The following is a 2,276-nucleotide window of genomic DNA, read 5'->3' as shown; positions in this document are numbered from 1 at the left end:
GACCTTATCGCCCAGGGTCGAATCCTCAAGGCAGAACAACTCTGTCGGCAGTTTCTTATGCAGGCGCCAAGTCATACCGAGGGCATGCGACTCCTGGCCGACATTGGCTCCCGCCTGGGCGCGCTGGAGGAAGCAAACTTTCTCCTCGAAACCGCCTGTGAGCTGGACCCGGATAACGTCGCTCTGCGCATTGATCTCATTCGCGTGCTCAGTAAGCGCCAACGCTTTGAAGCATCGCTGGAGCAGGCGGAGCACCTTCTCCGTACGGCGCCTCAAAACCTGCAGTTTCAATCCCTCAAAGCCATCGAGCTATTACAGCTGGGTCGCTACGAGGAGGCCATTGCGGGCTTTGACGGTATTTTGGAACGACTGCCGGGCGACGCCATCACCCTCACCTCAAAGGGCCATGCGCTGAAAACGCTGGGTTCGGGCGCTGAGGCTATCAGTGCCTATGAGGCCGCCAGCGCCGCGGCGCTCGGCGGTGGCGAGGCCTGGTACGCCCTGGCCAACCTCAAAACCTATCAGTTCGACAATGGGCAGTTAGAGAAGATGCAGACTCAGCTTGCCGCCAACCCTCCCCTTGTTGATCGGATTTATCTGGCCTTCGCTTTGGGTAAGGCTTTTGAGGATCGCAGTGATTTTGAACATTCCTTCAAGAACTATGCGCTGGGCAACGGCCTCAAGCGGGCGAGTCTTAACTACCAAAGTGCGGGTTTTGAGCGCGAGGTCGATGCCCAGTGCGAGGGCTTCACGCACGAATTAGTTGAAGCACAGGGGGCGAAGGGCTGCGATACGCCAGATCCCATTTTTATTGTGGGCATGCCCAGGGCGGGAAGCACCCTGCTGGAGCAGATTCTGGCAACGCACAGCCAGGTAGACGGCACGCGGGAACTCCCCAATATTCTCTCCCTCGCCCAGCGCCTCAGAAGACAGCGCAACAGTGCTGATGAAACACCGGGCTACCCGGGCATTCTCGCGGATATGAGCGCCGATGAACTGCAAAAGCTCGGTGAAGAATTCATTGAAGACACGCGGGTCCACCGCGGCGACGCCCCGTTTTTTATCGACAAAATGCCGAATAATTTTAGGCACATCGGCCTGATTAAGCTCATACTCCCTCGCGCCAGGATTATCGATGCCCGTCGAGAGCCCATGGCCTGCTGCTTCAGCAACTTCAAGCAGCTGTTTGCCGAGGGGCAGGAGTTCAGCTACGACCTGGCTGATCTGGGACATTACTACCGGCAGTACGAACGCCTGATGACGCACTGGGACACGGTGCTGCCAGGCAGCGTGCACCGGTTGCAGCATGAGGCATTGCTGGATGATTTTGAGGGAGAGCTTCGCCGACTTCTCGATTTTCTGGGGCTCCCCTTCGAGGAGCGCTGCCTGCGTTACTACGAAAATGACCGCCCGGTGCGCACCCCCTCATCAGAACAGGTCCGCCAGCCACTGTTTCGCGATGCCGTGGAGCAGTGGCAGAATTTCACACCATGGTTAACACCTCTCCGCGCCGCCCTGGGCGACGGAGAGGCGTGAGCTTCTGCTCGTGGCAACACAATCAGGAACATATTCGGAAATACATTCAGGAACACATTCGGGAAATACGTTGATGGCAGATTTACTTGATGACGTGCTGGTATCCCTGCGCCGCATTCTGCGCGCGACCAGTATTCATTCTCGCAAACTAGGCAAGTCTGTGGGAATTACGGCGCCGCAGCTCATGGTACTGCGGGCGGTAAATGCCAATGACGGCCTGACAGCCACCGAAGTGGCCAACGCTGTCAGCCTCAGTCAGGCTACGATCACCGCCATCGTTTCTAAACTCGAAGAAAGGGGGCTCTTATACCGCGAAAGAAGCAATGTGGATAAGCGTCGGGTCCATGTATCGCTCACGGGAGCCGGTCGCGAGGTGCTGCTGGAGGCGCCCAAGCCGCTGCAGGAAAGCTTCTCGCGACGCTTCGAAGCCCTACCCAGTTGGGAGCAGCATCAACTGGTATCATCCCTTGAGCGCATTGCGCTGATGATGGATGCAGAAGACCTCGACGCAGCGCCGCTGCTGACCGATCATCCCGAGCTTCACTAAGGCGCGAAACGATCCGGATACGGCCTCGAGTACTTACTCTGGCTCTGCTACCACCCCGGCCGGTCTGCCCGGCGCAGCAGACGCATGCGATCCTGGCGCTCCCGGTTGACGCGCAGGAGGTCTGTCATTGCGTCGCGATAAACCCCCTGAATTTCGTCCATCCACTGCAGGGTCAGGCGCGTGTTGTTGGCCG

General features: G+C 58.3%; 2 protein-coding genes. Both read left to right on the top strand.

Features of this window, described 5'->3' with window-relative positions; translation table 11 throughout:
- Window positions 1–1,536: tetratricopeptide repeat-containing sulfotransferase family protein (locus tag ACTG3T_RS13415; protein WP_439102790.1), on the top strand; the 1,536-nt coding region annotated here is incomplete at its 5' end.
- 73 nt (window positions 1,537–1,609) lie between these two features.
- Window positions 1,610–2,083 carry a MarR family winged helix-turn-helix transcriptional regulator gene (locus tag ACTG3T_RS13410; protein WP_439102789.1) on the top strand — a complete coding sequence of 158 codons (474 nt, stop codon included), beginning with the start codon at window positions 1,610–1,612 and terminating at the stop codon, window positions 2,081–2,083.
- Window positions 2,084–2,276 lie beyond the last annotated feature (193 nt).

It is taken from the genome of Congregibacter sp. (assembly GCF_965660375.1).
GTDB lineage: Bacteria > Pseudomonadota > Gammaproteobacteria > Pseudomonadales > Halieaceae > Congregibacter.
Note: the sequence above shows the minus strand (reverse complement) of the source record. Positions and strands in the feature narration are given on the sequence as shown.